Origin of the sequence: Mailhella massiliensis (genome assembly GCF_020741395.1) — a bacterium.
In the GTDB taxonomy this organism is placed as follows: Bacteria; Desulfobacterota; Desulfovibrionia; order Desulfovibrionales; family Desulfovibrionaceae; genus Mailhella; species Mailhella massiliensis_A.
Genome location: NZ_DYZA01000187.1, coordinates 1 through 20,750, shown reverse-complemented (window position 1 = coordinate 20,750; position 20,750 = coordinate 1). Strand labels below are relative to the sequence as shown.

34 protein-coding genes and 1 pseudogene are annotated in these 20,750 nt (G+C 58.1%); 34 read left to right on the top strand and 1 reads right to left on the bottom strand.

Annotated elements, in window-relative coordinates:
* From K8W16_RS09375 to K8W16_RS09270, 22 genes are all read left to right on the top strand, one after another.
* Positions 1-308 (top strand): hypothetical protein (locus tag K8W16_RS09375; RefSeq protein WP_304122895.1); only part of this gene is annotated, 308 nt, incomplete at its 5' end.
* An 86-nt stretch (positions 309-394) separates the two neighbouring features.
* A complete protein-coding gene (locus tag K8W16_RS09370) occupies positions 395-715 on the top strand; it encodes a hypothetical protein (RefSeq protein ID WP_294488891.1) in 321 nt (106 codons plus the stop codon).
* A complete protein-coding gene (locus tag K8W16_RS09365; RefSeq protein WP_294488894.1) occupies positions 708-956 on the top strand; it encodes a hypothetical protein in 249 nt (82 codons plus the stop codon). Before K8W16_RS09370 ends, K8W16_RS09365 begins: the two co-directional genes overlap by 8 nt.
* Positions 949-1,176, top strand: a complete 228-nt coding sequence (locus tag K8W16_RS09360) for a hypothetical protein (protein ID WP_304122893.1) — start codon at positions 949-951, stop codon at positions 1,174-1,176. The genes K8W16_RS09365 and K8W16_RS09360 overlap by 8 nt, the downstream gene beginning before the upstream one ends.
* A gap of 77 nt (positions 1,177-1,253) precedes the next feature.
* The gene (locus tag K8W16_RS09355) at positions 1,254-1,646 is read left to right on the top strand and encodes a type II toxin-antitoxin system HicB family antitoxin (RefSeq protein ID WP_304122891.1); all 393 of its coding nucleotides are present in this window, start codon (positions 1,254-1,256) and stop codon (positions 1,644-1,646) included.
* 399 nt (positions 1,647-2,045) lie between these two features.
* On the top strand, positions 2,046-2,294 hold the full coding sequence (locus K8W16_RS09350) for a hypothetical protein (RefSeq protein ID WP_294446270.1): 249 nt from the start codon (positions 2,046-2,048) through the stop codon (positions 2,292-2,294).
* The gene (locus K8W16_RS09345; protein ID WP_304122889.1) at positions 2,294-3,868 is read left to right on the top strand and encodes a phage portal protein; all 1,575 of its coding nucleotides are present in this window, start codon (positions 2,294-2,296) and stop codon (positions 3,866-3,868) included. Before K8W16_RS09350 ends, K8W16_RS09345 begins: the two co-directional genes overlap by 1 nt.
* A complete protein-coding gene (sppA, locus tag K8W16_RS09340) occupies positions 3,852-5,135 on the top strand; it encodes a signal peptide peptidase SppA (protein ID WP_304122887.1) in 1,284 nt (427 codons plus the stop codon). Before K8W16_RS09345 ends, sppA begins: the two co-directional genes overlap by 17 nt.
* Before the next feature lie 8 nt (positions 5,136-5,143).
* Positions 5,144-5,509 carry a hypothetical protein gene (locus K8W16_RS09335; RefSeq protein ID WP_294446273.1) on the top strand — a complete coding sequence of 122 codons (366 nt, stop codon included), beginning with the start codon at positions 5,144-5,146 and terminating at the stop codon, positions 5,507-5,509.
* A 3-nt stretch (positions 5,510-5,512) separates the two neighbouring features.
* Positions 5,513-6,466 (top strand): hypothetical protein, encoded by a 954-nt coding sequence (locus K8W16_RS09330; RefSeq protein ID WP_304122884.1) that lies wholly within the window; start codon positions 5,513-5,515, stop codon positions 6,464-6,466.
* Complete coding sequence (locus K8W16_RS09325; protein ID WP_294446275.1) at positions 6,466-7,074, top strand: glycoside hydrolase family 108 protein; 609 nt, start codon at positions 6,466-6,468, stop codon at positions 7,072-7,074. The genes K8W16_RS09330 and K8W16_RS09325 overlap by 1 nt, the downstream gene beginning before the upstream one ends.
* Positions 7,067-7,258, top strand: coding sequence for a hypothetical protein (locus tag K8W16_RS09320; RefSeq protein WP_294446276.1), 192 nt, complete (start codon positions 7,067-7,069; stop codon positions 7,256-7,258). Before K8W16_RS09325 ends, K8W16_RS09320 begins: the two co-directional genes overlap by 8 nt.
* A gap of 4 nt (positions 7,259-7,262) precedes the next feature.
* Positions 7,263-7,451, top strand: coding sequence for a hypothetical protein (locus K8W16_RS09315; protein WP_304122881.1), 189 nt, complete (start codon positions 7,263-7,265; stop codon positions 7,449-7,451).
* A 117-nt stretch (positions 7,452-7,568) separates the two neighbouring features.
* The gene (locus tag K8W16_RS09310) at positions 7,569-7,853 is read left to right on the top strand and encodes a hypothetical protein (RefSeq protein WP_304122879.1); all 285 of its coding nucleotides are present in this window, start codon (positions 7,569-7,571) and stop codon (positions 7,851-7,853) included.
* Positions 7,853-8,194, top strand: a complete 342-nt coding sequence (locus K8W16_RS09305) for a hypothetical protein (RefSeq protein WP_304122878.1) — start codon at positions 7,853-7,855, stop codon at positions 8,192-8,194. Before K8W16_RS09310 ends, K8W16_RS09305 begins: the two co-directional genes overlap by 1 nt.
* A gap of 7 nt (positions 8,195-8,201) precedes the next feature.
* Entirely contained in the window at positions 8,202-8,816 is a 615-nt protein-coding gene (locus K8W16_RS09300) for a hypothetical protein (RefSeq protein WP_304122876.1), read from the top strand.
* A complete protein-coding gene (locus tag K8W16_RS09295) occupies positions 8,813-9,280 on the top strand; it encodes a hypothetical protein (RefSeq protein WP_304122874.1) in 468 nt (155 codons plus the stop codon). The genes K8W16_RS09300 and K8W16_RS09295 overlap by 4 nt, the downstream gene beginning before the upstream one ends.
* 23 nt (positions 9,281-9,303) lie before the next feature.
* Positions 9,304-10,746, top strand: a complete 1,443-nt coding sequence (locus tag K8W16_RS09290) for a phage tail sheath protein (RefSeq protein ID WP_304122872.1) — start codon at positions 9,304-9,306, stop codon at positions 10,744-10,746.
* Positions 10,747-10,757: 11 nt separating this feature from the next.
* On the top strand, positions 10,758-11,294 hold the full coding sequence (locus K8W16_RS09285) for a phage major tail tube protein (protein WP_304122871.1): 537 nt from the start codon (positions 10,758-10,760) through the stop codon (positions 11,292-11,294).
* Positions 11,294-11,455: an anaerobic ribonucleoside-triphosphate reductase gene (gene nrdD, locus K8W16_RS09280; RefSeq protein WP_304122869.1), complete on the top strand. Its 162-nt coding sequence runs from the start codon at positions 11,294-11,296 to the stop codon at positions 11,453-11,455. The genes K8W16_RS09285 and nrdD overlap by 1 nt, the downstream gene beginning before the upstream one ends.
* Entirely contained in the window at positions 11,452-11,763 is a 312-nt protein-coding gene (locus K8W16_RS09275) for a phage tail assembly protein (RefSeq protein WP_304122868.1), read from the top strand. Before nrdD ends, K8W16_RS09275 begins: the two co-directional genes overlap by 4 nt.
* Positions 11,717-11,848: a hypothetical protein gene (locus K8W16_RS09270; RefSeq protein ID WP_304122867.1), complete on the top strand. Its 132-nt coding sequence runs from the start codon at positions 11,717-11,719 to the stop codon at positions 11,846-11,848. The genes K8W16_RS09275 and K8W16_RS09270 overlap by 47 nt, the downstream gene beginning before the upstream one ends.
* On the opposite strand, the gene K8W16_RS09265 is transcribed toward K8W16_RS09270, so the two are convergent.
* Positions 11,849-12,175 carry a hypothetical protein gene (locus tag K8W16_RS09265; RefSeq protein WP_304122866.1) on the bottom strand — a complete coding sequence of 109 codons (327 nt, stop codon included), beginning with the start codon at positions 12,173-12,175 and terminating at the stop codon, positions 11,849-11,851.
* 150 nt (positions 12,176-12,325) lie between these two features.
* On the opposite strand from K8W16_RS09265, the gene K8W16_RS09260 reads away from it, so the two are divergent.
* From K8W16_RS09260 to K8W16_RS09205, 12 genes and pseudogenes are all read left to right on the top strand, one after another.
* On the top strand, positions 12,326-14,527 hold the full coding sequence (locus K8W16_RS09260) for a phage tail tape measure protein (RefSeq protein ID WP_304122865.1): 2,202 nt from the start codon (positions 12,326-12,328) through the stop codon (positions 14,525-14,527).
* The gene (locus K8W16_RS09255) at positions 14,517-14,726 is read left to right on the top strand and encodes a tail protein X (protein ID WP_304122864.1); all 210 of its coding nucleotides are present in this window, start codon (positions 14,517-14,519) and stop codon (positions 14,724-14,726) included. The genes K8W16_RS09260 and K8W16_RS09255 overlap by 11 nt, the downstream gene beginning before the upstream one ends.
* 9 nt (positions 14,727-14,735) lie before the next feature.
* On the top strand, positions 14,736-15,503 hold the full coding sequence (locus tag K8W16_RS09250) for a phage late control D family protein (protein WP_304122862.1): 768 nt from the start codon (positions 14,736-14,738) through the stop codon (positions 15,501-15,503).
* On the top strand, positions 15,500-15,772 hold the full coding sequence (locus K8W16_RS09245) for a hypothetical protein (protein WP_294488956.1): 273 nt from the start codon (positions 15,500-15,502) through the stop codon (positions 15,770-15,772). The genes K8W16_RS09250 and K8W16_RS09245 overlap by 4 nt, the downstream gene beginning before the upstream one ends.
* Entirely contained in the window at positions 15,772-16,449 is a 678-nt protein-coding gene (locus K8W16_RS09240; protein WP_304122861.1) for a phage baseplate assembly protein V, read from the top strand. Before K8W16_RS09245 ends, K8W16_RS09240 begins: the two co-directional genes overlap by 1 nt.
* 7 nt (positions 16,450-16,456) lie before the next feature.
* Positions 16,457-16,840, top strand: coding sequence for a phage tail protein (locus K8W16_RS09235; protein ID WP_294488961.1), 384 nt, complete (start codon positions 16,457-16,459; stop codon positions 16,838-16,840).
* On the top strand, positions 16,840-17,160 hold the full coding sequence (locus K8W16_RS09230; protein ID WP_304122860.1) for a GPW/gp25 family protein: 321 nt from the start codon (positions 16,840-16,842) through the stop codon (positions 17,158-17,160). The genes K8W16_RS09235 and K8W16_RS09230 overlap by 1 nt, the downstream gene beginning before the upstream one ends.
* A gap of 2 nt (positions 17,161-17,162) precedes the next feature.
* Entirely contained in the window at positions 17,163-18,275 is a 1,113-nt protein-coding gene (locus K8W16_RS09225; RefSeq protein WP_304122859.1) for a baseplate J/gp47 family protein, read from the top strand.
* Positions 18,268-18,978 carry a phage tail protein I gene (locus tag K8W16_RS09220; RefSeq protein ID WP_304122858.1) on the top strand — a complete coding sequence of 237 codons (711 nt, stop codon included), beginning with the start codon at positions 18,268-18,270 and terminating at the stop codon, positions 18,976-18,978. The genes K8W16_RS09225 and K8W16_RS09220 overlap by 8 nt, the downstream gene beginning before the upstream one ends.
* A gap of 8 nt (positions 18,979-18,986) precedes the next feature.
* Positions 18,987-19,706 (top strand): phage tail protein, encoded by a 720-nt coding sequence (locus tag K8W16_RS09215; protein ID WP_304122857.1) that lies wholly within the window; start codon positions 18,987-18,989, stop codon positions 19,704-19,706.
* Between the two features lie 19 nt (positions 19,707-19,725).
* A complete protein-coding gene (locus tag K8W16_RS09210; RefSeq protein ID WP_304122856.1) occupies positions 19,726-20,274 on the top strand; it encodes a lipoyl synthase in 549 nt (182 codons plus the stop codon).
* 1 nt (position 20,275) lies between these two features.
* Positions 20,276-20,750, top strand: a pseudogene (locus K8W16_RS09205) (hypothetical protein); the annotation flags it as partial.

The window sequence follows — 20,750 nt, the reverse complement described above, 5'->3', positions numbered from 1 at the left end:
TGGTGAAAATTCCAGCTGTTCGTCCGCCATATCAAAACTCCTACATTTTATCATTACCTCTTATTATTATCTTTTTAATGTCAAATTTAAGCAACAACTCTTTTCCTCTTGTTTTTCCTTTCCTCTTGACATCTCCCGCAAAATTTAATTCACTGGCCTCACGGAGCCTCGAAACCTCCTCCATAGACGGTTCAGCCATCACCCCGAAAGCGTGGCTATTTTCATGCCCTGCGCCTGAAAAGCAGCGGCATATCTATCGGCTATTTAAGGCCGGGAGTAGGCTAATAAAATACCCTTCGGGGGAATAGGCCTGGGCGTTCTATGGCGTTTTCGAGCTCCCGGCCTTTTGTCATATCCGGCAGAAGGCCCATCGAAAAAATCAGAGAGGTGCCTTATGTCCCAGCTTTCCGACCTTCGCATCGGCAAGTCGTTCCCCCAGTTTCTGGACCAGCTGGAAACCATTGAAACCAAAGTCCGTCTTTCTGCGGAGCTCATGGACATCGTCAACGAAGGCGGTCTGGCCAACATTGACGGCGTCTGCCTCATGATGGCCGAGGCTTCCGATTCCCTTTCTTCCATCGTGGACAACCTGAAAGCCATGCACGATAAACTTCTTCAGGATGCCCGTATGGGCGGCACCTGGGTCATTACGCTCTGCCCTGCCCGCTCGGACGACGCTCCCGCCGCTTCCGAACTGGAGGTGGCCCATGCGTAACCTTCCCGCCTACGATCCGTATCTGGACACCATTCTCTGCATCCGCTCCGCCCATCACAGCCCCGACGAAGAAGCCGCCCTCATCCAGAACGTGTTTGACGCGCTCCACCTGGTGCAGCACCGCCGCCCGAAAAAGGCCGCGCCGGTTGTGGAGGTCGCCCGGATAGAAAAACGGCCTTCCTTCATGCCTGTCCTGCTGCTCCCCTGGGGAAAGCCCATCCCGGAGGTCTGCCATGCGTAACGAAGTCTCTCCCGTCGGCCCGCTGGCCGGGGAAGTAGTCAACGAGCTGCTCACGCCCATGATGGCCTATGCCGAACTTCTCAAGGACTCCGGCCGAAAGGCGGAAAGCAAAATGGTCTGGGCCATGCTCGAAACCCTCGACCGCAGACTTTGCGCCATGCTCATCGACATCCACCGGCAGGCTCCCCAGGTACGGCTGCACCTGCCGGATCTGCTCTAAAATTGAGCGTCAGACGGGCCTGAAAATCTTTTAGCTGCAAGGCGGGGGAAAGCTCCCCCGTCATCACAGGAGTTCCCATGAAATATGTCGTTATCGTCCACAAGGACCCCGAATCCGACTATGGAATCATTGTTCCCGACTATCCGGGCTGTTTTTCCAGCGCTTCTACCCCTGAAGACATCCCTGCACACGTGCAGGAAGCCATTCAGTGTTATGCCGAAGGTGAAGACGGCTTTACTCCTGCCGTGCCGTCCACCTTCGATGAAGTGGCAAAGCTGGAAGACGCTCAGGACGGCGTTCTTATGTTCGTGGATGTCAACTTCGACTTTCTGGACAAAAAAACTGTTCCCTGCAACATCACCATGCCCCGCTATATGCGCGACTTCGTGGATCGCCGGGCCCGCGAACTGGGCATGAGCCGTTCCGGTTTTCTGCAGGCTGCGGCGCAGGCATATCGCCCTTCCGTATAGTCTCAAACAACAGTTCAAGTGTGCGGACACCTCCTTTTTCTGAGGTGTCCGCACTTTTTTTTAATTTTTTTTATTTTTTTTAAAAGCGGAACCACCTATTAATTCAACAGGTTGTCAATTTTTGCATTTTTTGCACTTTTTCGCATAGTGTAACTACTTGATTTTATTCATGTGACAAAATTGTTATTTTCCCCTGTGATACTAAAATACACAAAAAGAACAATAATTTCATAGGGATAAAAATTTAAAAAAGATACGCCACATACGCCACATACGCCATATTCACCACATACGCCACATACGCAAGTGACGGATTTTTCCAGCCGTGCTATATCCCCGTAAAAGTGCCCTTCGACTTTGAGAGGGCGAAAATTGCGTACAAGTACGCAGGGTAAGCACATGGCTATTTTCACACGAGCAGAAAAAAGGCGGCAGCTTGAGCTTTGGAACAAGGCTCTGGCCAAGGTGAGTTCCGGTCAGGAATACACCATCGGCTCCCGCCGCCTGCGCTATGCCGACCTGCCTGAAATTCGGGAGACGCTGGACTGGATAAACTCTCAGCCCACGGTGGAAGACGAACAGGCCGGTCGCGGTCTGCCTTTCTTTCTGCAGGGCATACCCGGCCGCGGCGGCCGAGGAGGCTACTGATGAAGGTCTCCATGAATATGCTCGACCGCATGATTTCCTGGATCTCTCCCAGGGCGGGCGCACAGCGTATGTTCGCCAGAATGAGCATGGCGGCGGCCTCCGGCCGTATTACCAATGTACGGAATGCCGCCGGAGGCCGGGAAGGCACCATGGGCAACTGGCATCCGCGCCGCCTGCACCGCCACGAGGAGCAGCTCAGTTTCTTCAAGGCCATGGAGCGGGCGGAATCGCTGCTTGCCAACGACGGTCATGCCGTTTCCGCCATTGATGCTCTGGCTCTGAACATTGTGGGCGGCGGCCTCAAACCCCAGAGTTACCCGGACTGCGCCACTCTCGGCATTTCGGAAGACGAAGGCGCGGCCTTTGCGGAATCCATGGAGCGTGCATGGAAATTCTGGAGCGAGGAAGCCGACGCCGGAGCCGTTCTTTCCTTTGAGGACATTCAGTATCAGGCCATGCGCTCCATGCTGACCACGGGGGAAATTCTCCATCTTTCCGCCTGGCGCGAGGATGGCAACAGGCTTTTCGGCTTCTGCATTCAGCCGCTGCACCCTGCCCGCCTCCGTACCCCGACGGACAAAACCGGCGACCATTCCATTCAGAACGGCATTGAACTCGGCCGCTACGGGGAGCCGCTCGCCTACTGGATAGCCACTCCCGGCGACGATCAGCCCCTGAACGGTCTGAGCTCCAGCGACTTCATCCGCGTTGAACGGGAAAAGGCCGGCCGCATCATCTGCCTGCATCGCTACCGCTCGCTCATGCCGGAAGCCATCCGCGGCACCAGCATTCTGGCTCCGGCCATGAAGCAGTTCCGCGACCTTGCCGACTATGTGGACTACGAGCTGGTAGGGGCGCTCATTGCGGCGAGCTTCACGGTGTTCATCGAAGACGCGAACCCCTCGTTCCCCGGCGGCGGCTTCGGCGGAACGTCCTCCGCTATTCCGCCGGATTACACCCAGCAGATTCAGCCCGGCACCGTGGTGCTCGGACAGGCCGGTCACAAGCCGCACATCATATCCAGCAACCGGCCCGGCTCCATGTTCGACCAGTTCTATGAGCGCATTCTGCGGGCGGCCGCGGCATCTACCGGTCAGCCTTACGAGAGCGTGGCCAAGGATTTTTCCAAGACCAACTACTCCAGCGCCCGTGCAGCCCTTCTGGAAGTGTGGAAGCTGCACGCGCTCTATCAGGACTGGTTCGTCCGCTCCGTGCTTACGCCCTACTACCGCATGGTGCTGGAGGAAGCCTGGATTCGCGGAATGCTGGCTATTCCCGCCAAAGCCAAGGCCCCGGATTCCGACCCGTTCACGCTTCGCGCCTGGTGCAACTGCGTATGGACGCGGCCGCCCCGCGGACAGATCGATCCCGTCAAGGAACGGGAGGCCGACAATCTTGCTCTGGCCAACTTCACGGAAACCCACTCGGCCATCTGCCATGCCCGCGGTCTGGACTTTGAAACCGTGATTCGCACCCGGCAGCGGGAAAAGCGTCTGATGGAAAAACTCGGCCTCGCAGAAAGCCCTTCTCCTGTATCTGCAACAAAGGACGACGATCATGCCGACGAACAATAATATTTCACCCACCCTCCCCCGCGAATGGGCCATTCTGCCGGAAACGCTTGATGTGCTCCTTCATCAAGCGGCCCGTGTGGCCCGGCAGAATGCCCGCACAACCCCGGAGCCGACGGGCGACCTGGACTATCAGCTCGACGGCTCCGTGGCCATTGTGCCTGTTCACGGTGCTCTGGCCAAGAACGGCCTGTTTTTCTTCGGCTGGAAGCTGTGCGACGGGATGCGCGACATTGCCTCCTGCCTGCGCCGTGCGGCGGCGGATTCGAGGGTCAAGGCCATTATGCTGGATGTGGACTCTCCCGGCGGCACGGTGGACGGCATCGAAGAGCTGGCGGAAGCCGTCTCGCAGGTCGGTCTTATGAAGCCCGTGTACGCCTTTGCCGACGGTCTCATGGCGTCCGCCGCGTATTGGCTTTCCTGCAGTGCCCGCGAAATCGCCGCGCCGGCCACGGCTCAGGTGGGCAGCATCGGCGTCATTCTGATTCACCGCGAATACTCCAAAGCCCTCGAAGAAAACGGCATTGCCTGCAACATCATTGCCGCCGGTCACTACAAGGCCGCCGGCAATGCCGTGGAACCGCTCTCGGAAGAAATGCGCTCCTACCTGCAGGCCGGCGTGGATGAAACCTACGATCTCTTTCTGAAGGCCGTGGAAAAAGGCCGCGGCGTGGACCGCGAAAAGTCTCTGACCATGGCCGACGGAAAAATATTTTCGGGAAGTGAAGCCCTTTCCAAGGGGCTTATCGACCGGGTCTGTTCCCGGTCGGAATTCCTGCAACACATTAAAGAAGGAGTCCCCATGAATTCGACGGAACTCAAGGCTCAGTACCCCGAAGCGGTGTCGGATCTCAAAACGGAATTCGAACAGGAACACCGGACCGCCCTGAGCGCGGCAAAGGAAGAAGGCATGAAAATCGGATGCGAACAGGAACGCGCACGCATGGTGGCGCTGGCCGCGGCCGCCATCGGCGAAGAGGCCGGAGCCACGCTGAAGGAACTTGCGGAATCCGACATGACGCCGGAGCAGTTCGACAAGGTGAAAAAGGTGCTCGCAAGCTCCGGCAGCAGACTCGATGCCCTGCGTCAGGCACACAGCGGCACGGACGTCGCCCCCCGCGGGTCGGCCCCGCGCAACGCCGCCGGCTTTGAACAGCTTGTGGACAACTACATGGTGGAACACAACGCCAGGCGCGGCGAAGCCGTCAGGGCCATCGCGGAAAAGTACCCGGATGTCCATCAGAAGTGGCTGAAAGAACTTCAGAACTAGGAGAACACATGAGCTACTTTGAAATTCCCCGCAAAACCTTTGTGGCCGGCGCGGCCATCGAATGCAACACGCTGGTGAGCCTGACGGCGGACGGCGTAGTTCCCTGCACGGCGGAAACGCTGCCTGTCGGCGTGGCCGAAACTCAGGCGCATGATGCCGAAGATGTTGTCGGCGTGCGCCTCATCAATGCGTCCGGCACCGTGGAAGTGCTGTGCAGCGGTGCCGTGGCCGTCGGAGACAAACTCAGCCCTGCGGCCAACGGCGCTGTGGCAAAAAGCACGGCCCTTCCTGTGTGCGGCATAGCTCTGACTGCCGGAGAAGACGGCTCTCTGGTGGAAATGATGCCGCTGCTCAACCTTCAGGCAACGGAGTAACCCATGCCCAGAACTTCTGCCATTCTTCGCCCCGACCTCGGCGCTCTGGCCTACGAATATTCCATGAATGCGGCAAAACAGGGCTTCATCGGCTCCCTTGTGCTTCCGCCCTTCTATACCCAGCTGAAAAGTGCTCAGTATCCCGTCATTCCCGCTGAAGCCATCCTGGAGGTGGCCGATACCAGACGCGCCGCCCGCTCGGCCTACGCCCGCGGTGACTGGGAATTCGTGATGGAAGATTACAGCTGCACCGAAAACGGCTGGGAAGAACCTCTGGACGACACCGAGGCTGAACACTTCCGCAACTATTTCGATGCTGAGACCGTAGCCGTGGAACGGGCTACCAGCATCGTGCTCCGCTCCATGGAACGCCGCGTGGCCAAGAAGGTCATGGATACCAAGGTGTTCACGAATGCCGCTGCAAAAGCCGCCTGGAACAGCTACGGCTCGGCAGATCCGCTGGCCGACGTAAGCGCCGGCAAGGCAACTTTCCGCCATACCGTCGGCCTGCAGCCCAATGCTCTCATCATGGACAAGGACGTATTCGACCACATTTCGCTGTGCGAAGCCGTCATCGAGCGCGTGAAATACACCAGCCCCAACGCCATCCGCGGAGCGCTGACCGTTGAGCAGCTCAAGGCCTACTTCGGCGTGGAGCATCTGCTTGTGGCAGGGGCCGTCTACAACAGTTCCGCCAAGAAGCAGACAAAGAAAATCGAATCCGTCTGGCCCGTCGACAAGGTCATGCTGGCCTGCATTTCCAGCGGCGGCAACGACCTGAAGGAACCGAGCCTCGGCCGCACCTTCGTGTGGGAAAACGATGCCCCCGACATCATCGTGACCGAACAGTACCGGGAAGAACAGACCCGCAGCGACATTTACCGCGTGCGCCAGTACACGGACGAGTGCATCCAGTTCGCCGGAGCCGGCTACATCATCACCGGAGTAACCGCGTAATGGCCAGTTTCGACGTTGCTCTGGAAAAACTGCTTCAGAAGGAAGGCGGCTGGTGCAACGTGCCTGGGGATAAGGGCGGAGAGACCTACTGCGGCATCTCCAGCCGCTCCTGGCCTGCCTGGGACGGCTGGAGCATCATCGCCAAGGCGAAAGTTCATGAGTCCTATGAGGAAGGCCCCGCTGCCTTCAGCAAGCATCTGGCCGGAATCCCTACGCTCTATGCCCGTGTGTCTCAGTTCTACCTCAAGAATTTCTGGAGCAAGGCCTGTGCCGACACCATGCCGCAGGCCCTGGCCGATGAAATGCTGGAACAGGCGGTCAATCTCGGCGTTCTCAGGGCAGTCATGTTTCTGCAGAAGACCTGCAATGCCCTGAACTTCAGGCAGGGACAGACGCTTTTCAAGGATCTCTCCGTCGATGGAACCATGGGAGCAAAAACGCTTGCCGCCCTTGACTCCGTTCTGATCGGGCACAGCGCCGGCGATGTGCTCCGCTGCCTCAATCTTCAGCAGGGCAATTACTACATTGCCCTTGCTGCGGCCAATCCCGTACAGAGAAAATTTCTGGCGGGCTGGCTGAAACGTGCTACCGAGGAAAACGATGAATAAAGGTGTGATTGCTGGCGTCGTCAGCATCCTTGTGGCCGTCATGGCCTGGTTCGGCATCGACGTGTCCACGGAAGAACAGCAGACGCTTATGGAAGGTCTCACGGCCATCTTCGGTGCAGGCGGCATGATTTCTCTCATCTGGGGATGGATTCAGACGCTGAAAAACAAAAAGAAACAGGAATAGCCGTGTGGACCGATTTCTGGAGCTCCTTTCGGTCATCGTGTCTGCTCTGGCTGCGGCACTGGAAAAATGTCGGGCAACCAACCGTCAGGATCATGCTGACAGTGTGCGTTCCGATGGTGCTGGCAGCTGGCTGCAACGCTTCGGCGGCAAAGACCGGCGTCCTGCCGACAACTCCGGGAGCCATAGCGACTGAGGCCTGGTCGTATGAGTATCAGGGGCAAACGGTAACTGTACCCGGTGAATGGATACATCTGCCCGCCTCCGAAGCGGCAGAACTGCAACTCTGGATGGAACAGGCAGGAGGTCTGCTGTGAGTCCCGACATCATGTACAACCTCATCTGTGCGCTCCTGGGCGTGAACGTGGCCGTGGTAAGCTACTATCTGCGCCGGCACGACCGGCAGCATGATATAATTTCCAAGGCCGTGGATGAGCTGAAAAACCAGCGTGTTCTGTGCGTATCGCTCTACGCCAAGAAAGAAACTGTCTCCCGTCTCCATACGCGCATGGATGAACTGGTTGCGGCAAACGGTGCTCTGGCCCAGCGGGTCGGGGTCCTTGAAGCCTCTCTGGAAGCCTGCCGGGAGGAACGCTGATGTTTCGGGATGAAGTCATGGACGATGTCCGGGCCGTCTTTATGATGCTCGATGAATTCGGAGAAGAAATAGACTTCGACGGGCACACTGTACGCGCCGTCATCGACGACAGTCATGCCGCCATCTCCACGGGAGGCTCGCAGGGCTTTTCCGATGCCTCCGCTCTCGGTCTCCTGAAGGAAGTCCGCACTCTGTACATGGAAGACTCCATAACTCCGCGGCCTGTTCCGGAACAGCTGGTGACCATCAACGGCGAGCGCTGGCAGATCGGCCCGGACGACACCAGCGTCAAGGAAGAAATGGGCGTACTCGTCCTGGAACTGCAACGGGCATACTCGTGAGGTTCTCATGCTGCCGACTCTTGATATCCGCCTCGATGAAAAGGACGTCGCCAGGTGCAAGCAAATGTGCGCCGCCTTTCCCGTCCTTCTGGAAACGGCTCTTCAGAAGGCGGAGAAAACGACGCGCAGCGTCCTTCGCCGGCGCGTCACCAAGAAGCTCAAGGCAGTCGTGGAACTGCCTGGAACTTCCGTAACCCGTGCCGTCACTGCACGACAGAGAAACGGAGCTCAGGAAGTCCGCATTGCCTCCGGGCAGATTCCCCTCATCAGCTACAAGGTCACCCCTCTGCTCCGCGTTCCTCCCAAAGGCGTCGCTTCCCGTGACAGACCGCGCACCTGGTACCGGCTCCGCAAGGGCGGCAAGCTCTACGACGACTCTCGTGTGCGAGGCGAAGAAGCAGTCGGCCGCACGTCGAAGCTCTTTGTTACCACGGTACGCGGCCGCACCGCGGTGTTCTACCGGACGGAATCGGATGATGCGCTGCATGAAAAGCGAGGCCCCTCCCTGCAGTGGCATATGTACGAAGACGGCATGATCCCTGAAGTACAGGAGTACGGCCGGCAAAGCCTGTTCCGCAACCTCGAAACTGAACTGAACCGGCTGGGAGTATCCAGACTATGAACTCTTTTTTCCTTCTTACCGAGCTCTCCGATTATCTGTCTCCGGCTCTGGAGAATCTGCGTCTGCCCAGAAAACACAGGGGCAGCCATGAAGAAACGGAAACCGTGCCGAGCCTGATACTCGGCCTTCCTCCCACCGGTCAGGAAAGCTGGGAGCGCGTGCCCTTTGTCTCCATTCAGGCTCTTTCCGGCAAAGAAACCGAGGACGGGCTGGCCAGCATGGACGTGGGCATACGCATAGCCGTGCGCGGAGAAACCGGCGAAGAGGCAGAAAACCATCTGCACAATGTCCTGAACGCCGTCAGGCACCGCCTGCTCCAGCTCAAAAAGCAACCTCTGGCCAAACTGTACCGGCTGGAACCTACCAAAGACGGCATTGTTCCCTGGTGGCGTCCTGATGAACAGGTCTTCCCCTTTGCCGAAGCCTTCATTCTGACCACCTGGACCTTCAAGGGGATGGAATAATCCCCACACCGAGAGGTATTCTCATGGCCTATAAGCATGGCGTTTACATCAGTGAAGCCGATACCAAACTGGTCTCGGCCGTAGAAGCAACTTCCACTCTTCCCGTGGTCGTAGGCGTTGCTCCTGTCCACTCTCTGGGCAATACCAAAGCTCCGGTCAACGAACCGAAGCTCATCTACACCATGACGGAATTCGTGGCCGCCTTCGGCTCTCCGAGGGACGATGAACCCTATACCAGATATCCGCTCTACGAGGCGGCATCCCTGATGCTGGACCGCTACAAGGTCTCTCCGCTTGTCTGCATCAATGTGTTCGACCCTGCGGAGCATACCAGCGAGGTCGAAAGCGAAAGCCTCACTCTCGTCAAGGGTTCGGCCCTGCTCGCTCACGGCGGCGTGTCCGCTCTGACCCTGAAGGTCAGTGAAGGCAGCCCGCTTACGGAAAACACCGATTTTTCCCTGAACGCAGGGACCGGCGAGATTTCGATTCTGGAAGGCGGAAGCCTTACCGGGAACGAGACGCTTACCGCCACCTACACCTATGCCGACCCGACCAAGGTCACGTCCACGGAGGTGATCGGTGGCGTGGATGAAACGACGCTGAAGCCTACCGGCCTTTCCGCCGTCCAGCGTGTGTTTCCTCTGTTCAGGCTTGTTCCCGGCCAGATTCTGGCTCCGGGCTTCTCCGATGTGCCGGCCGTGGGCATTGCCATCGCTTCCGCCTGCACCGACATTTCCGGCGTCTTCCGCGCCCAGGGACACATTACCGTGCCCGAAACGCTGAACAACTATACGGAAGCGCCGGCATGGCTCATCGACAACGGTCTGACCGACAGCCATCTCATCTGCACCTTCGGCTCTCCCACCTATAACGGTCTGAAGGAACACGGCGACATCCACGAAGCCTGCGGCATCTGCCGCAGGGCTGCGGAGAACGACGACATTCCCTTCTGGAGCCCGTCCAACTACGGGCTGAAGGCCGACGGGGTGGTGTACGGAGACAGCGAACTGAACCTCGACCTGGCTCAGGCCGCCTACCTGAACGGCAACGGTATTTCCACCTTCATCAATTTCACGTCTTCGTTTGTGTTCTGGGGCGATCTGACGACTGCCTATCCCGGTGTGTCCGATGTGAAGGAGGTGCAGATCCCCGTCCGCATGATGTTCAACTGGATAGGCAACAGCATCATCCTCACGGCCTTTCAGAAAGTCAGCTCTCCTTTGCGCCGCCGGCTCATCGAAACGGTGTGCGATACGCTCAACGTCTGGCTCAACGGTCTGACGGCGCGGGAATTCATCCTCGGCGGCCGCGTGGAGTTTCTGGAATCGGAAAATCCTTCGACTGATCTCATGGGCGGCATTGCCCGCTTCCATGTGTATGTCACGCCTCCGAGTGCCGCCGGAGAACTGGACTTCACGCTGGAATACGACGTCGACTACCTCAGCACGCTTTTTGAAGCGGCGTAACGGAGGCATCCATGGCACTGGCACAGACCAACCTCATTCCCGCACTTCTGGAAGATGCCCGCATCTATAAGGACGGCTATGTCCTTCTGGGAGTAGGCAACATTGAACTGCCCAGCATCGAATATATGTCGGAAACGCTTTCCGGTTTCGGCCTGGGCGGTGAAATCGAAGTCCCCGTCAAGGGGCACTTCAAAAGCATGACCGTCAAAATCAAATGGAACACGGTCGAACCGGAGGCCGTTCAGCTTCTGGAAACCACCGCCCATCATCTGGACATACGCGGCTCCGTCGAAAAAGTGGACGCCGGCACCGGTGAATTCCTTGATCTGCCCGTGAAACTGGTCCTGCAGGCAGCTCCCAAGACAAACAGCCTCGGAACCATGGAACCGGCCAAGAAGATGGACGGAGAAACCGAACTGGAAGTCACCTACCTGAAGCTCTGGATCAATGGGGTGGAACAGATGGAAATCGACAAGCTCAACTTCATCTGCAGGATACAGGGCACCGACCTTCTCCAGGTCATGAGAATCAATCTGGGGATGATCTGATGGACGCCTACGTTGTCGGCCAGGGCGTCAAATTCGAGCGTATTCGTCGGATTACCGGCTACCTGGTCGGCGATCTGGACAGGTTCAACAGCGGCAAACGTGCAGAAGAGCGCGACCGGGTAAAACACTGCAGCATGAATGACTGGGAGGCGAAAAAATGAAGGAAAACATCACGCTGAAATATCCTCTGAATCTGGCAGACGGAAAGTTGAGCAACATTTTCATACGCCGGCCGGACCTCGGCGACCTGCTCGACTGTCCTGTGAAGGACGCCTCGGACATAAAGGGCGAAGCCGTTCTTCTGGCCAGACTCTGCGGCATGAACATGGAAGATTTCCGCAAGCTCGACCTCGAAGACTACCTGCAGGTGCAGAAAAGCTATCTGCGATTTCGCATCGGAAACGATGTCGAAGAAGGAAGTGATGCGTCTGTGCGTGATTCTGTCCCGGCTCACGGGATGGGGGCTTGAGGACGTGCGGAGCGTGAAGGTATGCGACGTGAAAGACTGGCTGGACGTCGCCATGGATGTGGAAAAATCCATGGCCGGCAAGTAGTCAGGCTCTCTGAGACTTTTTTAAAGCATCGATCCGGGCAAGCATCTCCTGATGCTCCCGGCGCTTGCGGGCGTTCAGCTCTTCTTCCCATGCCTTCCGCTCCCGCGCTTTCCATTCCGGCCGCCACTTGCGGTGCCGGACATAGAGCACGGTCCGGCGCACAGCCTCGAACAAACGTCCAGACGCGGCAAAGGCAAACCTTGTACCTGTAAACGCAAGGGCCATGCCGTCCAGCGCGCGACAGAGACACCAAAGAATCACAATTCCGGCAACGAGAACGGCCAGCACCACCATCACGCCGGACAGCACACCGTTGACAATTTCCATCATTACCTCCGGAGAAACACCATGGCACAGAATTTCGGCGTAGGGTTCATCATTGGTGCCACGGTTGCGGCTTCAGTCAATTCTGCATTTACCACAGTCTCCAATAAAATCAAACAAACTCAGATTCAGATGGGCAAAACCAGACAGGAGATGTCCACTCTGAATAAAGCCATCACGCTGCAGAACCAGCGTTCTTCCCTGGTTGACCAGTATCGGGCGTCCGGGGGCACCGATGCAAAGCTCCATGCCGAGCTGCAGCGCGTATCGGCAAACTATGTTAAGGCCAGGCAGGAAGCTCTCAAATACGGGACCTCTGTAGCTGAATGGGAGGCAAAACACAAAAAAGCCGCCGCCACGCTGGAGACGCTGAACAGCAAAAAAATGCTTCTGTCCTCCATGCAAGGGGAACAGGATAACCGGTCCATGTTGCGGCAGAACATCGTGGGCGATGTGGCCAGCATCATGGCCGTGGCGGCTCCCGTGCGCTCCGCCATTTCTTTTGAGTCTGCCATGGCTGACGCGGCGAAAACCATTGACGGTATGCGCGATGAAACCGGCGCTCTCACTCCGGTTTATTATGAGATGGAAGCCGCCGTAAAGAGTCTGGGGAGTGAGCTTCCTTTGACTCATGACCAGATTGCTTCTCTGTTCGCGGCCGGCGGTCAGCAGGGCATGACCGCCATCAGTGACCTGCGCGAATTCGCCACCATGGCCGCACAGATGGCGGTGGCCTTCGGCATGAGCAATGACGAAGCCGCGGATGCCATCGGCGGCTACAGGACGGCTCTCGGCCTCTCGTTTGAAGATACCCGCTCCATGCTGGATCTGATGAACCAGTACGCCAACACCTCTTCCGCGTCGGAAAAAGGCATTGCCGACATTGTGCGGCGCATCGGTTCTCTTGGACAGATCGCCGGCGTGTCCGCCAAGCCCATGACGGCGCTGGCCGCAACGCTGGACTCCATGAAGATCGCTCCTGAAGTGGCAGCCACGGGCATCAAGAATATGCTTCTCTCCCTGACGGCCGGCAGCGCCGCCACCAAAAGCCAGCGGGAAGCCTTTGCCAAGCTCGGCATCGATGTGGTCAAGCTCTCTCGGCAGATGCAGAAGGACGGACCAGCTGCGGTCATCAGTGTCCTCGAAGCGGTCAAGCGGCTTCCGGAAGCCGAACAGCTTTCCATCATGAGCGAGATATTCGGCAAGGAAAGCATCGGCGCCATCGCACCGCTTCTTAAGAACCTGCAACTTGTGAGGCAGAATCTTGAGATTGCCGGCGACGAGTCCCAGTATGCCGGAGCCATGCAGCAGGAGTTTGCCAACCGCTCAAAGACGACGGCCAACAATCTCGTCATCATGAAAAACAGACTGGCGGAAATGGGGATTACTCTCGGCTCCGTCGTACTGCCTGCGCTGAATGCCGGTCTTGATACCCTCGGCCCGTACATCTCTGCCATCGCGGATTTTGCCGGAAAGCATCAGACGCTCACGACCGTTATCGTGGGAGCCGCAGCGGGATTCATGCTGCTCGGCCCTGTAGTTCGCGCCGGCGCTCTGGCCTACAGCCTGTTCCGCTCTGTACTTCTGGGCGGTCGAGCCGCCATTGCCGCGGTCACCACCGCTCAGTGGGGACTGAATGCAGCATTTTCCGCCAACCCCATCGGCATCGCCGTCACGGCCGTCGCGGCTCTCGTGGCCGGGCTTATCTATCTCTACCAGACCTGTGAGCCGGTACGCGCTGCCTTTGACGCTGTATTCGGCTACATCGGAAACATCATCAGCAGTGTCTGGCAAAAAATCAAAGGCTTCGGGGATACCCTGAAGTCTCTCGGCAAATGGGCTGGCTTTGGAGGCGATGACGAAGAAGAAGCCGAAACGGTTAATCTGGAAGCGGTCGTTCCACCGCCCAAGACTGTCGTTCCACCGCTGCCTCCTGTTCCGCAGGGGTCTCCCTTTGCTCTTCCGGCTCCTTACGGCTCAGGGACCGCGTCGCCCTCGTCTTCTCAGACCGGACAACCGGTCTCTCAGGGCCAGCTTTCAGAAGCGGTCGTTCCGCCGCCCAAGGCTGCCGTTCCTCCGCTGTCTCCTGTTCCGCAAGGGTCTCCCTGTGCTCTTCCGGCTCCTTACGGCTCAGGGACCGCGTCGCCCTCGTCTTCTCAGGCCGGACAGCCGGTCTCTCAGGGCCAGCTTTCGGGTACCCCCGTCACGGCAAACTTCAGCTTCCAGATGAGCGGCATTCCCGACAGGGATTTCGCGGAACGGGTCGTCCAGGCAATCCAGGAACGACGTTCCGAATTCGAGCAGCTTCTTGACCGGATTGTCCGGGATCAGCAGAGGGCGGCTTATGGCGTCTAGCTACAAAACTTTGCAGGGCGATACCTGGGACAGCATCGCCTATGGTCTGTGGGGCAGGGAAAACCTCATGCATCTGCTCATTCTGGCCAATCCGGAATATGCCGACGTGCTCATCTTCCCCGCAGGAACAGTCTTGGTCGTACCCGACGTGGAAACATCCACCATTGCCGGCAACCTTCCTCCCTGGATGACGGAATAAGGGGTGCCCATGCTTGCCCGAAGAGTGAAGCTTCATGTGGACATCGGTGGCCACGACGCCACGGACTACATGAATGCCAGCGTTATGGAGTTTGAATACATCGACCACGAAAGTGGCAAGGCCGACGAAGTCCGTCTTTCTCTCCACGACAGGGACGGTCACTGGTCCGGCGACTGGAGGCCCAGAAAAGGCACGGAAATCAATGCCTCCTTCACGGTGGTCAACTGGATGGAGAATGAGGGGGATGAAGAAAAGGAAATCACCTTTCCCTGCGGCCGGTTCACCGTGGATGAAATCGAATTCTCCGGCCCGCCCGACCGCGTGGAAATCAAGGCGCTCTCCGCTTCCCTCACATCGTCCATCAGGGACACAAAGCGTACTCAGGCATGGGAACGATATTCCCTGCAGGGCATTGCCGCAGAGATAGCCGGACGCAACGGTCTGGGCCTCATGTACACCGCCAGGGAGCACAGCTTCGGCCGCAAGGATCAGCGTGATGAATCGGACCTTGCCTTTCTCCAGCGACTCGCCTCCGCCTGCGGCGTCAAATGCAAGGTTCACGAAAACAAGCTGGTGCTGTTTGAAGCCGACGATGCCGATCAGGCCGAGCCTGTTCTGACCATCCCCAAATCTGGAAGTCAGTTTTCGCCTTCCCGCTATCGCTTTCTCGATTCCAGTTCCGATACCGGCTATCGACGCGCCGTGGTGAAGTACACCGATCCCGCAACCGGCAAGCTGCAGAAGGCCGAAGTGGAAGTGAAGGGAGAAGACCAATGAGCGACGACAAGACTCTCACACTTGAAAGCCGTGTGGAAAATTCCACGGAAGCCGTGCAGCTCGGCCGGGCCGAACTGCGGAAGAAAAACGAAAAGGAAAAGACCGCGGAGCTGGAACTTATGGGGCATCCCAGCCTTGTTTCCGGCTCCAACATCGAGCTTGCCGGCTTCGGTCAATGGGATGGCAAGTACGCCATTGTGGAAGCTCACCACATGCTGAAGCCCGGCTATACCGTCCGCCTGAAAATCCGCAAGACGCTGGAGGGATGATGTCTTTCGACATGGCAAGCTTTGACCGCCGTATAAGCGCACTGGAAGGCAACCGCGGAGCCAGCCTGCGCTTTGCCACCGTGTCCACCGTCCAGCCGGAAAAAGGCACGGTTCGCGTCGTACTGGAAGACGGCGACGACATGGTGTCATACCCTCTGCAGGTTCTTTTCCCCCGTGCGGGCAAGGATACCGTGCAGGATATGCCCGACGTGGGCGACCGGGTTGCCGTGCTCTTCTCAGGAACGGGACTTGAGGCTGGCGTCGTTCTCGGCGGCTACTACTCGGATGCCAATGCGGCTCCTTCAAAGAACAGCGACGTCTTTTACCGCAGGTTTTCCGACGGCACGGAGCTTTCCTATGACCGCAAGGCCCACAAGCTTTCCGCCTCCGTTCAGGGCGACGCTGAATGTACCGTCAAAGGTTCGGCATCGCTCACTGCGGAAGGCGCGATCAAGATCGAGTCATCCTCCAGCATATCTCTCAAGGCTCCCAACATCATGCTTTCCGGGGCGATCTCTTCCGAAGGTCATGGCGGCGGTGCCGGCACCTTCAGCATAAAAGGCAAGGTGGACGTGGACGGAACCGTGGACAGCACGGGCGACATGAAGGCGGAAGGCATTTCCGTGGCTCATCATACCCATACCTGCCCGGACGGGCAGACCGACACCCCGCACTGAGGTTGCCATGAATATAGGATCGCTGGGGGATATTCCCTTTGAAACATCGGCCTCCTTTGTCAGAACGCCGCGCGACATCAGCCGGAAAATATCCTCCCGGTATGAGACGCACTACGTTCTCGGAGCCAAGCCCCGCCTTGAGTACCTCAGCGAGGATCTCGACTCCATCACCATGCAGATCCGCCTTGTGGAAATAGGCTTGATTCAGCCGGAAGCGGATCTTGCCAGACTGGCCGATCTCTGCCGTCAGGGACAAGTTGTGCCGCTCATTCTCATGGGCGTGAACTGCGGCAACGTCATCATCGAAAGCGTCACGGAACGCTGGCGCGGCAAAGGGGAGAGCGGCCCTTTCTGCATCGATGCCACGCTGGAACTCAAGGAGTACGTCTGATGCCTGAACTTCTCGTGGACAATGCCCCCATCGTCATCGGCGCAAGCGGCATGGAGGAAATCACCCAGAACATCCGCATGATCGTGCTGACCTTCATGGGATCGGTCCCTCTTCATCGCAGCTTTGCCCATGACCCTGCCGTGCTTGACTCCCCTTCTCCGCTGGAAACGGCCCGTCTCATCGGGTCACTGACTACGGCCATTGAAACATGGGAGCCGCGGGTCAAGGTTGAAAGCCTCCGACTCGAAAGGCGCACGGATGCCGACGCCATGCTGGGGCATCTTGTTCCCCGTATCACCTTCAGTCTTCGGGAGTCCTGATTATGCCACTGCCTGATGTCTCTTTTGCAGAAGAGCGCTCCGACGTCATCGAATCGAACCTCATTGCCGAATATGAGGCCGCCACAGGAAAAACCCTTTATCCGGCCGACCCCGTGCGTCTGTTTCTGGCAACGCTGGCCTATCGCCTGGCCGTACAGAATGCCGTCATCAACCTGGCCGGCCGTCAGGGCCTCCTGGCCTATGCCACAGGCGGACACCTCGATCATCTCGGCGCATTGCTCGGCGTGGAGCGTCTTGCCGCCAAGCCGGCACGCACCATGCTCCGCTATTCTCTGCAGGAAGCGCTGACCTTTTCCGTCACCGTGCCTTCCGGCAGCCGTGTTGCCACCCGCGACGGTACTGCGGTGTTCAAAACGACGTCCGCCGCCGTCATCGAGCCCGGAGAAACGTTTGTGGATGTGCTTGCCGAAGCCGTGGAAGGCGGCTCCAAAGCCAACGGACTTGTAGCCGGCCAGCTCTGCGAAATGGTGGACATCGTGGCTTACGTCGCGTCGGCAAGCAATGTCTCCGCCAGCACCGACGGCGACGACGAGGAAAGCGACGATCGGCTTCGGGAACGCATCAGGCTCGCTCCGGAAGCGTTTTCCGTCGCCGGACCGGAAGGCGCCTATCGGGCGCTGACTCTGGCCGCCAGCACCGAGATCGCTGCCGTGTCCGTCACTACGCCCACGCCCGGAACGGTGGACATCCGGCTTGTCATGGCAAACGGAGAACTCCCGGACCCTGCGACCATCGAACTCGTCCAGAAAGCGCTGTCTGCCGAAGATGTCCGGCCGCTTACCGACAACGTGCAGGTCGCTGCCCCGGATACGGTCTCCTATGACATCACGGGAAAATGGTATGCCACAGCGGATGACTCCACCATGCTCGACACCATCACGGAGGCCGTTGCCGCTGCCGTCGAGTCCTACCGGCTCTGGCAGCGCAGCCAGCCCGGCCGGGACATCAATCCGTCCGAACTCATTCGGAGGATCATGGATGCCGGAGCCAAGCGCGTAGAACTTTCTTCCCCTGTTTTTCAGGCCCTGACTGAAACACAGCTCGCCGTGGAAGACGCCGTTTCCATGATCTTTGGAGGGATTGAAGATGTCTGATCGTCCCTTCCTTGATCTGCTTCCCGCGAGTTTGTCCATGGACCGGACCATGCATGGCGTGGCCGACTCCCTGGAGCCGCATCTTTGTACCGGCGATGCCGCCATAGCCTCCATCCTTCTCATTGCCCGTCTGTCAGGCGACGGAAAGCCGCTTGCTCCCGCGCTGGAGCGCCTGGTCGAACAATCCGGCGGCCTGAAGGACCTGGAAGAGAACCTGCTTGATCTCATGGCCTGGCAATATCATGTCGATGATTACGATCTGGCGCAAAGCTATGACGCCAAGCTCGACATGGTTCGCACGTCCATTGCGCTGCACCGGAAAAAAGGAACCCGATGGGCCGTCAGACGCGCTATCGACGCCGCATTTCAGGACATCAGCACAACGGTGCTGGAATGGTTTGAATACGGGGCGGAGCCGTACCACTTCAAGGTGGCCATATCCGTTTTCGGCGACGGCATCATGAAGGAAGCCATAGAGCGGGCACACCGCCTCATAGAAAGCAACAAGTCCAAACGCTCACTCTGCGACGGCATCACGCTGGCCCTGGCAAGCTCAGTGACCACGCATTGCGGAACTGCCGTATGCATGGGCACCTGCATAACCATTGAACCGGAACTCATAGACGCGCTGGACGCCCAGCCGCTGAACTCCTTCTGCGGTCTCGGCACTCACATTGAAAGCTCCATGACCATCTGCTCGTAGGAGGAAACATGGCAGATCAGACATACAAAACGGTCACCACAAACCTGGGGCGCAACGCTCTTCAGGTTGCGCTGTCTCAGGGCAGCACCGTGCAGTTGACCCACATGGCCGTCGGCGACGGCAACGGCTCTCCCGTAACCCCGCAGGCTACCATGACGGCTCTTGTTCATGAGGTCTATCGGGCCAACATCAACCTTTTGACCGTGGACCCGGACAACCCCGACCAGATCACGGCGGAGCTGGTTATCCCCCAGTCTGTAGGAGGATTCTTCATCCGGGAAGTCGGTCTCTTCCTGGCCGACGGTACGCTCTTTGCCATTGGCAACACTCCGCTCACGGAGAAAACCGACATTCAGTCCGGTTCCGCCACGGACATGACCGTCAAAATGGTCTTCAGAGTGCAGGATGCCAGCCTCATTCAGCTGGTCATCGATCCGGCTCAGGTGCTGGCCACACGCGAATATGTGGACAGCATCAGCTCCCGTGTACAGAAAACCTGGACTCTGAGCTCCCCCGTCGAAAGCGGCGGAACGCTGACTCTGCCTGACGGACTTTCGTACATCGTGGGCAGAGACCAGCTCCTGCTCTTCTGGAACGGCTATCCCGTCGATGCCGGCGCATTCGCGGAAACGGGAAACGCCGGCACTGTCTCGACTACCATCAAACTGCTTTTCAGTGCTGCAAGCGGCGACGAAATGCAGATGGTCCTTTTCGGCTCCCGTCTCTAACCCCTATCCCGGAGGTAATATGTCTTCTCCCCTTCTCCACTTTTACGACATGAAAAGCGGTGAATTCCAGTCGTCCCGTGTCGCCCAGAAAAGACCGAATGGGCAGTTCATTCTTGATGTGCAGGGAGCGACGTCCGTCGCGCCTCCCGAAGTCTCCGAAGGACAGGCAGCCTGCTGGGACGGCCATGCCTGGCAGATCAAGGAAGACCACCGTCAGAAGCGTGACAAGGGCGGCGTCATCATCGAAGGTTCGGGCACCGATTTCTGGCTTCCGGAAGACGACTGGAGATCTCCTGCCCGGCACATGGAAGACCTCGGCCCCCTTCCCGAAAACGCCCTTCTGGAAAGGCCGGCCAAGCCGGAAGCGGAAGTGGCAAAAGAAGCGCGTCGTGCCCGCATGGCCGAGCTGGAAAGCTGGTTCAGGGCGCACGACTACATCGGCGTAAAAATCGCCACAGGTCGGGCCAGCGCCGAGGAATATGCCGAAGAAATCGCCCTCATGAACCAGTACGCTGCGGAAATGGATGCCCTGCGTGCGGAAGAAAACCTGCTCACCGAAGGAGAATAACATGGCCTACCCTGCTCTTTTCCGTCATCTCTTTGGCGACAATCCCGTGCGTCCCTTCAAATTCCGCAAGGAACTCATCCCGCTGGACGTGGACGCTGTCGAGACCTTCAGGAAAAGCCTTATCGGCTGCCTGATCCCCACGACCATGGCCACTCTTCCATCGTGTCTCGGCATTCCCGACGGTTCTCTGTTCCTTTTCGAGGATTATCCTGAACTGAAGGAGAAATATGACGCCGGCGGCTTCAACGGTATGCTGCTTGAATCTACGGCCACCTCCGAAGAAAAAGACGCCTGGCGTGGCAAATGGATAAAACACCCGCAAGGGCTTGGATTATATGCACCTCGTTTGCAAGGACTGTTTTTGCGGAACGCGGTGACTCCGGGACGTTATAACGTACCAGGCATGCCTGGAATCACAGCTTCTTTCGGCCTCAGGTGGGGATCAACTGTAAATACAGGCTCTGGTGCCATATCCA

What these genes read in the sequence shown, in the direction of transcription:
- K8W16_RS09300 (WP_304122876.1), top strand. Translation starts at nt 8,202, where the DNA reads ATGCTGCCGACTCTTGATATCCGCCTCGATGAAAAGGACGTCGCCAGG.
- K8W16_RS09360 (WP_304122893.1), top strand. Translation starts at nt 949, where the DNA reads ATGCGTAACGAAGTCTCTCCCGTCGGCCCGCTGGCCGGGGAAGTAGTC.
- K8W16_RS09290 (WP_304122872.1), top strand. Translation starts at nt 9,304, where the DNA reads ATGGCCTATAAGCATGGCGTTTACATCAGTGAAGCCGATACCAAACTG.
- K8W16_RS09325 (WP_294446275.1), top strand. Translation starts at nt 6,466, where the DNA reads ATGGCCAGTTTCGACGTTGCTCTGGAAAAACTGCTTCAGAAGGAAGGC.
- K8W16_RS09335 (WP_294446273.1), top strand. Translation starts at nt 5,144, where the DNA reads ATGAGCTACTTTGAAATTCCCCGCAAAACCTTTGTGGCCGGCGCGGCC.
- K8W16_RS09250 (WP_304122862.1), top strand. Translation starts at nt 14,736, where the DNA reads ATGCTTGCCCGAAGAGTGAAGCTTCATGTGGACATCGGTGGCCACGAC.
- K8W16_RS09240 (WP_304122861.1), top strand. Translation starts at nt 15,772, where the DNA reads ATGTCTTTCGACATGGCAAGCTTTGACCGCCGTATAAGCGCACTGGAA.
- K8W16_RS09225 (WP_304122859.1), top strand. Translation starts at nt 17,163, where the DNA reads ATGCCACTGCCTGATGTCTCTTTTGCAGAAGAGCGCTCCGACGTCATC.
- K8W16_RS09215 (WP_304122857.1), top strand. Translation starts at nt 18,987, where the DNA reads ATGGCAGATCAGACATACAAAACGGTCACCACAAACCTGGGGCGCAAC.
- K8W16_RS09270 (WP_304122867.1), top strand. Translation starts at nt 11,717, where the DNA reads ATGCGTCTGTGCGTGATTCTGTCCCGGCTCACGGGATGGGGGCTTGAG.
- K8W16_RS09365 (WP_294488894.1), top strand. Translation starts at nt 708, where the DNA reads ATGCGTAACCTTCCCGCCTACGATCCGTATCTGGACACCATTCTCTGC.
- K8W16_RS09320 (WP_294446276.1), top strand. Translation starts at nt 7,067, where the DNA reads ATGAATAAAGGTGTGATTGCTGGCGTCGTCAGCATCCTTGTGGCCGTC.
- K8W16_RS09275 (WP_304122868.1), top strand. Translation starts at nt 11,452, where the DNA reads ATGAAGGAAAACATCACGCTGAAATATCCTCTGAATCTGGCAGACGGA.
- K8W16_RS09330 (WP_304122884.1), top strand. Translation starts at nt 5,513, where the DNA reads ATGCCCAGAACTTCTGCCATTCTTCGCCCCGACCTCGGCGCTCTGGCC.
- K8W16_RS09220 (WP_304122858.1), top strand. Translation starts at nt 18,268, where the DNA reads ATGTCTGATCGTCCCTTCCTTGATCTGCTTCCCGCGAGTTTGTCCATG.
- K8W16_RS09350 (WP_294446270.1), top strand. Translation starts at nt 2,046, where the DNA reads ATGGCTATTTTCACACGAGCAGAAAAAAGGCGGCAGCTTGAGCTTTGG.
- K8W16_RS09345 (WP_304122889.1), top strand. Translation starts at nt 2,294, where the DNA reads ATGAAGGTCTCCATGAATATGCTCGACCGCATGATTTCCTGGATCTCT.
- K8W16_RS09245 (WP_294488956.1), top strand. Translation starts at nt 15,500, where the DNA reads ATGAGCGACGACAAGACTCTCACACTTGAAAGCCGTGTGGAAAATTCC.
- sppA (WP_304122887.1), top strand. Translation starts at nt 3,852, where the DNA reads ATGCCGACGAACAATAATATTTCACCCACCCTCCCCCGCGAATGGGCC.
- K8W16_RS09255 (WP_304122864.1), top strand. Translation starts at nt 14,517, where the DNA reads ATGGCGTCTAGCTACAAAACTTTGCAGGGCGATACCTGGGACAGCATC.
- K8W16_RS09285 (WP_304122871.1), top strand. Translation starts at nt 10,758, where the DNA reads ATGGCACTGGCACAGACCAACCTCATTCCCGCACTTCTGGAAGATGCC.
- K8W16_RS09235 (WP_294488961.1), top strand. Translation starts at nt 16,457, where the DNA reads ATGAATATAGGATCGCTGGGGGATATTCCCTTTGAAACATCGGCCTCC.
- K8W16_RS09210 (WP_304122856.1), top strand. Translation starts at nt 19,726, where the DNA reads ATGTCTTCTCCCCTTCTCCACTTTTACGACATGAAAAGCGGTGAATTC.
- nrdD (WP_304122869.1), top strand. Translation starts at nt 11,294, where the DNA reads ATGGACGCCTACGTTGTCGGCCAGGGCGTCAAATTCGAGCGTATTCGT.
- K8W16_RS09370 (WP_294488891.1), top strand. Translation starts at nt 395, where the DNA reads ATGTCCCAGCTTTCCGACCTTCGCATCGGCAAGTCGTTCCCCCAGTTT.
- K8W16_RS09260 (WP_304122865.1), top strand. Translation starts at nt 12,326, where the DNA reads ATGTCCACTCTGAATAAAGCCATCACGCTGCAGAACCAGCGTTCTTCC.
- K8W16_RS09265 (WP_304122866.1), bottom strand. Translation starts at nt 12,175, where the DNA reads ATGGAAATTGTCAACGGTGTGCTGTCCGGCGTGATGGTGGTGCTGGCC.
- K8W16_RS09230 (WP_304122860.1), top strand. Translation starts at nt 16,840, where the DNA reads ATGCCTGAACTTCTCGTGGACAATGCCCCCATCGTCATCGGCGCAAGC.
- K8W16_RS09295 (WP_304122874.1), top strand. Translation starts at nt 8,813, where the DNA reads ATGAACTCTTTTTTCCTTCTTACCGAGCTCTCCGATTATCTGTCTCCG.
- K8W16_RS09355 (WP_304122891.1), top strand. Translation starts at nt 1,254, where the DNA reads ATGAAATATGTCGTTATCGTCCACAAGGACCCCGAATCCGACTATGGA.
- K8W16_RS09305 (WP_304122878.1), top strand. Translation starts at nt 7,853, where the DNA reads ATGTTTCGGGATGAAGTCATGGACGATGTCCGGGCCGTCTTTATGATG.